The 6,470-nt window shown below is 67.0% G+C and carries 6 protein-coding genes; 2 read left to right on the top strand and 4 right to left on the bottom strand.

The window, feature by feature from the left end; genetic code table 11:
- Together N5C88_RS22830 and N5C88_RS22825 are read right to left on the bottom strand one after the other, a co-directional pair.
- A partial coding sequence (locus N5C88_RS22830; protein WP_280016306.1) for a TRAP transporter substrate-binding protein occupies positions 1 to 1,000 on the bottom strand: 1,000 nt, incomplete at its 3' end.
- A 422-nt stretch (positions 1,001 to 1,422) separates the two neighbouring features.
- Positions 1,423 to 2,328 carry a LysR family transcriptional regulator gene (locus N5C88_RS22825; protein WP_059375727.1) on the bottom strand — a complete coding sequence of 302 codons (906 nt, stop codon included), beginning with the start codon at positions 2,326 to 2,328 and terminating at the stop codon, positions 1,423 to 1,425.
- Positions 2,329 to 2,415: 87 nt separating this feature from the next.
- Here N5C88_RS22825 and N5C88_RS22820 point away from each other — a divergent pair, with 87 nt between their 5' ends.
- Together N5C88_RS22820 and fabV are read left to right on the top strand one after the other, a co-directional pair.
- Entirely contained in the window at positions 2,416 to 3,375 is a 960-nt protein-coding gene (locus tag N5C88_RS22820) for a DMT family transporter (protein WP_059375724.1), read from the top strand.
- 97 nt (positions 3,376 to 3,472) lie between these two features.
- Positions 3,473 to 4,663 (top strand): enoyl-ACP reductase FabV, encoded by a 1,191-nt coding sequence (gene fabV, locus N5C88_RS22815; RefSeq protein WP_280016305.1) that lies wholly within the window; start codon positions 3,473 to 3,475, stop codon positions 4,661 to 4,663.
- Between the two features lie 9 nt (positions 4,664 to 4,672).
- Here fabV and serB read toward each other — a convergent pair whose 3' ends face one another.
- Both serB and N5C88_RS22805 read right to left on the bottom strand, forming a co-directional pair.
- A complete protein-coding gene (gene serB / locus N5C88_RS22810) occupies positions 4,673 to 5,386 on the bottom strand; it encodes a phosphoserine phosphatase SerB (protein ID WP_251879959.1) in 714 nt (237 codons plus the stop codon).
- Between the two features lie 14 nt (positions 5,387 to 5,400).
- Positions 5,401 to 6,309 (bottom strand): LysR substrate-binding domain-containing protein, encoded by a 909-nt coding sequence (locus N5C88_RS22805; protein WP_059375717.1) that lies wholly within the window; start codon positions 6,307 to 6,309, stop codon positions 5,401 to 5,403.
- Positions 6,310 to 6,470: the final 161 nt, after the last annotated feature.

Raw genomic sequence — 6,470 nt, 5'->3', positions numbered from 1 at the left:
AGTCCTTCACGCACGGGGCCGAGCAGCGCGCGGCCCACTTCGGCAGCACGGCCTCTTCGGTGACCTTCTTCAGCAGCGCGCGGTCAGCGTCCGAGGGCTGGACCAGGACCATCTTGCCCTTGACCGGGAACGGGCAAGCGGCGGCGCCCGTGTTGCAGTCATAGCCTTCCTGGGTCTGGCGCGCGGCGGCGTCCCAGATGTTGTCGACCAGCGTCTTCACATTGGTCTGCAGGAAAGTGCGCACGTTGGGGTCCAGCTTGTCCCAGGCCTTCTGGTTGACGGCGTGGATCTGCTGGTTCCAGTTGATCGGCAGCGCGACCAGGTGGGTCGACACTTCGTACCACTTGGCCGAATAGCCGGACAGCGAACCCGTGATGGCGCAATCCACCACCTTGTTCTGCAGCGCCGGCACCACTTCGCCGAAGGCCATGGTCACGCTGGAACCGCCCAGCGCTTCGACGAACTCGGCGGTGGTGCGGCTGCTGGTGCGGACTTTCTTGCCCTTGATGTCGGCCAGGCTCTTGATTTCGGCGTTGCAGAACAGCACCTGCGCGGGATACGTGGAAATGCCCAGCAGCTTGACGTTGCTGCCTTCGCCATAGAGCTTGGCGTAGACCGGTTCGAACGCGTCGGTGACGGCGCGCGCGGTCTTGACGTCGGGCGCCAGGCCGGCCAGGTCGATCGCTTCGTTGATGGGGTTGTCGCTGGCGAAGTAGGCGAGCGTGGCGGTGCCGAATTCGACCACGCCCTGAGACATCAGGCGCAGCAATTCGGGGCCCTTCAAGCCCATTTCGTTGAAGCCCTTGATGTCGGCCGTGACCTGGCCCTTGGACAGCTCGGGGATGGTCTTGGTCCAGAACGGCTTTTCGTAATCGTTGTAAGCAGTCAGGTTGCTCAGGCCGCCCACGACTTTCAACTGGGTCTTGGGGAGGTCCTGTGCCTGGACGGCGCCGGCCAACAGGCTGGCGGCGACGGCGGCGAAAACTAGCGACTTCTTCATGGACAAAACTCCTGGCTGGCGGGATGGTATGCCGCGCGCCGGATCCCGTTATCCTGGCGGCGCGCGGTGGCAATCAATGAGTCTGGAGATCAGCCGCGCAGCGGCGCGCATCGCGCCTGCGCGGCATGGCTTGCCGCCCGGTTCCGGGAATGGGACATACGCTGGTTCATGCTTTCCCCCCGCTCTAGGCATCCAGGCGATCGTTATTGATGTGGCGCCATTGCAGCGTCAGGGGCGCGGAGCGTCCAATCGTATGTTGCGATACGGGGGTATAAATTTTTCTTTGGTCTCGTGCGCCACGCCCCCCGCGTTTCGCGCAAACGACGCAATGGCGGGGCTTAGCGGGCAGCCGGGCGCGCCGCAACGCGGCCGCGTCGCAAGGCCGCCACGGCCGGCGGCGCAGCCCCTGCTGGGGTAAACACCTAGAGCGGAGTCCCGTCCGCGGCCTGCTCGGCCACCTTCTGCGCCATCTGCGCGATAACGCGGACCGCGTGGCTATCCGGCCCCTGCACCCAGGTGGCCGTGAAGCTCAGTTCCGGCAAGGGATCGGCCTCCACCCGCAAGATGCGCAATTCGCCGCGCGCCAGCTCCTTGCCCAGGAACACCGGCGCGATGACGCTGGTGCCGATGGCGTCCTGCGTCATCCGCACCACCATCGACATCGACGCGCTGCCGTACATGCGCGGCGAACTCACGCCGGCGCGCGTCAACATATCGCGCACCACGCGGTAAGGCGCGCTATTGGAGGGATAGGTGATGATGGGCAGCTTGCCTATCCGCTCCAGCGTCAGCGGTTCCGGCCCCAGGTCCAGCACCGGGCTCGCCACCCAGGCCAGCGGATAGGTGCATAGCGGCAGGTTCTCGACCCGCGCTTCCAGCACCGGCCCCATCAGGAAGGCCAGATCGATCTGCCGCGACATCAGATGCGAGCGCAGCACGTGGGTCGTGTCGACCTCGATTTCCAGCACCAGCGCCGGATAGTTGGAATGGATCAGTTCGATCAGCGTGGGCAGCCAGGTCTGCACGATGGTCTCGGCCACGCCGATGCGCACCGTGCCGCTCATGACGTTTTGCTCGCGCGCGGCTTCGAACATGTCGCGCCGCACCTGCAACATGCGCTCCGCATGCGACAGCAGTTCATGCCCCTTGGCGGTCAGCTTCACGCCGCGCGCTTCGCGCTCGAACAGGAGCACGCCCAGGTCGGCTTCCAGCGAGGCGATGCGCTGCGATACCGCTGGCTGCGTGGTGTTGAGTTTCTCCGACGCGGCGCGAAAACTGCCCAGCGTGGCCACCCAGAAAAAAGTTTCGATGTTGCGTAGTTCTATCATGAGCCTGTTCCCCCGGCGCGATGAGCGTATCATGGCAGCCGCCCGGTACCTGCAAACCGGCGTTTCAGCCACCAAAGGAGTTTGTCGATGACCCCGGCCGATGACGGTCGCACGCGCCGCGCAGCGCCCGCTTCCAGCGGCCCGATGATGGGGGTGCTGTTGCTGGTGCTGTCGATGTGGACGCTGTCGTGCCTGGATGCCAGCGGCAAGTGGGTGATGAATGCGGGCGTGCCGCTGCTGGTGCTGTCGTGGTTCCGCTATGCCGTGCACCTGGCGCTGGTGCTGGCCCTGGTGCTGCCCGCGCGCGGCCTGGGCGTATTCCGCAGCAAGAAGCCGCGCGAACAGATCCTGCGCGGCGGCTCGATGTTCCTGGCCACGCTGATGTTCTTCACCACGCTGAGCTACATCCCGCAGGCCGAGGCCACCGCCATCAACTTCCTGGCGCCGCTGCTGGTGCTGTCGGCAGCGCCCTGGGTCCTGAAGGAACCCGCCCGCCTGTCTCGATTCGTGGCCGCGGGCATCGCCTTCATCGGCGTCATCATCGTGATCCGGCCGGGCGGCGGCCTGGATCCGGTGGGCACGGTGTTCGGCCTGCTCACGGCCTGTTGCTTCGCCGTGCAGTTCATCGCGACGCGGCGCGTGGCAGGCGACGATCCGTTCACCTCGCTGATCTGGAGCGGCGCGGTCGGCACGATATGCCTGACCCTGGCCCTGCCCTTCATCCTGCCGCCCGCCCTGCCCGTCCTCAAGGCGCTGGCGCCGCTGGATTGGGTCGTGCTGATCTCCACCGGCATCACCGGCGGGCTGGGCCATCTGTTCCAGATCGCCGCCTACCGCCGCGCGCCCGCTTCCACCCTGGCGCCCTTTGTCTACCTGCAGATCATCAGCGCCACCTCGGTCGGCTGGCTGGTCTGGGGCCACTTCCCCGACCCGTTGACCTGGCTGGGCATCGCCATCATCTGCGCCAGCGGCATCGGCATCGGTTTGATCGAATGGCGCCGCAGCCGCGCCCAGGCCGCGCCGCTGGCCCGGGCCGACGCGCGCTGAGCCGGCAGCGCGCCGGCGCCTCCTCCCGTACAATGCGGGTCGCTTTTTGCGCTTTCGCGCATGGGCGATCCAGGCATTTCCCCGAATCGAGGCTCCCATGATCATCAAGCCCCGCGTGCGCGGTTTCATCTGCGTCACCACCCATCCGGCCGGCTGCGCCGCCAACGTCCGCAACCAGATCGCCTACACCCGCGCCCAGGGGCCGATAGCTGGCGGGCCGAAACGCGTGCTGGTGCTGGGCGCATCGACCGGCTATGGCCTCGCGGCGCGGATCAGCGCGGCCTTCGGCTGCGGCGCGCAGACGCTGGGCGTGTTCTTCGAGCGGCCGGGCGACGCGGCCAAGGCCGGCACGCCGGGCTGGTACAACACGGCGGAATTCCACGAGCAGGCCCATGCCGCCGGCCTTTATGCCAAGAGCATCAACGGCGACGCCTTCTCCGACGAGATCAAGCGCAAGACCATAGACCTCATCAAGCAGGACCTGGGCCAGGTCGACCAGGTGATTTACAGCCTGGCCGCCCCGCGCCGCACGCACCCGAAGACCGGGGAAGTGTTCAATTCGACCCTCAAGCCCATCGGCCAGGCGGTCAACCTGCGCGGCCTGGACACCGACCGCGAAGTGGTCAAGGAATCCGTGCTGGAGCCCGCCACCCAGGCCGAGATCGACGCGACTGTCGCCGTCATGGGCGGCGAAGACTGGCAGATGTGGATCGACGCGCTGCTGGAAGCCGGCGTGCTGGCCGAAGGCGCCAGCACCACGGCGTTCACCTATCTGGGCGAGAAGATCACCCACGACATCTACTGGAACGGTTCCATCGGTGCAGCCAAGAAGGATCTGGACCAGAAGGTGCTGGAGATCCGCGCCAAGCTGGCCGCGCGCGGCGGCGACGCCCGCGTGTCGGTGCTGAAGGCGGTGGTGACGCAGGCCAGCTCGGCGATCCCCATGATGCCGCTGTACCTGTCGCTGCTGTTCAAGACCATGAAGGAAGCCGGCACGCACGAAGGCTGCATCGAACAGGTCTACGGCCTGTACCGCGACAGCCTCTGCGGCCAGACGCCCATCCTGGACCAGGACGGCCGCCTGCGCGCCGACTACAAGGAACTGGATCCCGAGGTGCAGGCCCGCGTGCAGGCGCTGTGGGGCCAGGTCACCAACGACAACATCTACCAGCTGACCGATTTCGCGGGCTACAAGCAGGACTTCCTGCGCCTGTTCGGCTTCGAGATCGACGGCGTCGACTATGAAGCCGACACCGATCCGGCCGTGGCAATCCGCGGCCTGGCGTAAGCCCCGGCGCTAGCGCGCCATCAGCTCCAGCAGGCGGTCCAGGCCGCCTGCGTCGATTGCGACATTGACCTCCTCGCGCACGGCCGGCTTGGCGCGGTAGCCCACCGACAGGCCCGCCGCGCGCATCATCGGCAGGTCGTTGGCGCCGTCGCCCACGGCGATGGCGCGTTCCGGCCCCACACCCAGCGCCGCGCACACTTCCAGCAGCTTGCGGCGCTTTTCCTCGCCGTCGCAGATATCGCCCCACGCTTGCGGCAGCAGCCTGCCGGTCAAGCGGCCGTCAACGATTTCCAGCACGTTGGCGCGCACGTCGTCCAGCCCCAGGCGCACCCGCAGCCGGTCGGTGAAGCAGGTGAAGCCGCCGGTCACCAGCAGGCAGGTCAGGCCCGCGTCCTTGCACGCCGCGATCAGCGTTTGCGCGCCTGGATTGATGCGCACACGCTGCTCATAGACCTCGTCCAGCGCCGCTTCCGGCATCCCCGCCAGCAGCGCCACGCGCTCGCGCAGGCTCTGCTTGTAGTCCTTGATCTCGCCGCGCATGGCGGCTTCCGTCAGCGCCGCCACCTCGGCCTTCTTGCCCATCAGGTCCGCCATTTCGTCCAGCGTCTCGATCGAGATCAGCGTGGAATCCATGTCGAAGGCGATGAGCTTGTAGTCCGCGAGCGCAAGGGGAGGCGCAATGCCGCGCCAAAAGAGGCCGGGTATCGTGGAGCTGGAATGCATGAGGAATCCTTGGTCTATGCGGTATGTGAGGGGTCGCGCCTTTGCTCGCGCAACCACTCGATGAACAATAGCGCCGACGCGGCGGCCGGGCCATCCTGGCGGTATAGCGCGTGGATGCCGGCGTTCGGCAGCTGCGGGCCGTCGAACAGCGGGCGCAAGCGATCGGCGCGGATGTCGTCTTCCAGCAGGCACCAGGGCGCCAAGGCGATGCCGAGGTCGTTCATGGCGGCCTGCATGCACAGGAACTGGTGGTCGAACACCGGTCCCGGCAATTGCGCGGGCACGTCCACCTTGGCCAGCGCGAACCAACGCGGCCAGTGGTCCATGCCGCCCGCGATCTTCAGCAGCGGATGCCCCAGGCAATCCGCGGGCGCAGCCAGTCGGTTGCGCTCGATGAAGCGCGGCGACGCCACCGGCACGTGGAAATCGTCCAGGCAGTGCACACAGGCCAGGTCGGAGTGCGCCATGTAGCCATGGCGGATCAGCACGTCGCTGCCGGTGTCGCCGCCGCGGTCCAGGAACGACCGCCCTTGCGTGGTGAGCTGCACGTCCACGCCCGGATGCCGGGCCTGGAACGCCGACAGGCGCGGAATCAGCCACTTCATGGTCAGGGACGGCGTGGCGCAGACGCGCAGCACGCCGCCGTAGGCGGGCGATTTCAGCTTGGCGGTCGCGGCCGCGATGCGCTCCAGGCTGGCCTGGATTTCCGGAAAGTAGGCCTGGGCGCAAGGCAGCAGCGCCACGCCGCGCGCCTCGCGCGCGAACAGAGGCTGCCCCACGTACTCTTCGAGTATGCGGATCTGCTGGCTGACCGCGCTGTGCGTAATGCTCAGTTCGTCGGCGGCCGCGGTGAAGCTGCGCAGACGCGCCGCGGCTTCGAACACGCGCAAGGCCTTGAGCGGCGGCAGGCTCTGCCCCGCCATTTCAGTTGCGGTCCGCCCGCGCGCCGGCCTGGCGCCGCGTAGTGCTGCTCTTTCCCACGGTTTCCCTTGTCGTCTATTTTTCATTGGCGCGGCTTGCGCGCGCCTGTGTCATCCAGCCGCATTCTAGGTGATAGCCCGCGCGCCGACCTCTTAGAAAAACT

This window comes from Achromobacter sp. GD03932, assembly GCF_029839485.1.
GTDB lineage: Bacteria > Pseudomonadota > Gammaproteobacteria > Burkholderiales > Burkholderiaceae_B > Achromobacter > Achromobacter bronchisepticus_A.
This window is presented reverse-complemented; position numbering and strand designations above follow the sequence as displayed.

Bases quoted from the DNA above. Each gene is read 5' to 3' on its own strand.
- N5C88_RS22825 (WP_059375727.1), bottom strand. From the start codon at position 2,328: ATGATAGAACTACGCAACATCGAAACTTTTTTCTGGGTGGCCACGCTG.
- serB (WP_251879959.1), bottom strand. From the start codon at position 5,386: ATGCATTCCAGCTCCACGATACCCGGCCTCTTTTGGCGCGGCATTGCG.
- fabV (WP_280016305.1), top strand. From the start codon at position 3,473: ATGATCATCAAGCCCCGCGTGCGCGGTTTCATCTGCGTCACCACCCAT.
- N5C88_RS22805 (WP_059375717.1), bottom strand. From the start codon at position 6,309: ATGGCGGGGCAGAGCCTGCCGCCGCTCAAGGCCTTGCGCGTGTTCGAA.
- N5C88_RS22820 (WP_059375724.1), top strand. From the start codon at position 2,416: ATGACCCCGGCCGATGACGGTCGCACGCGCCGCGCAGCGCCCGCTTCC.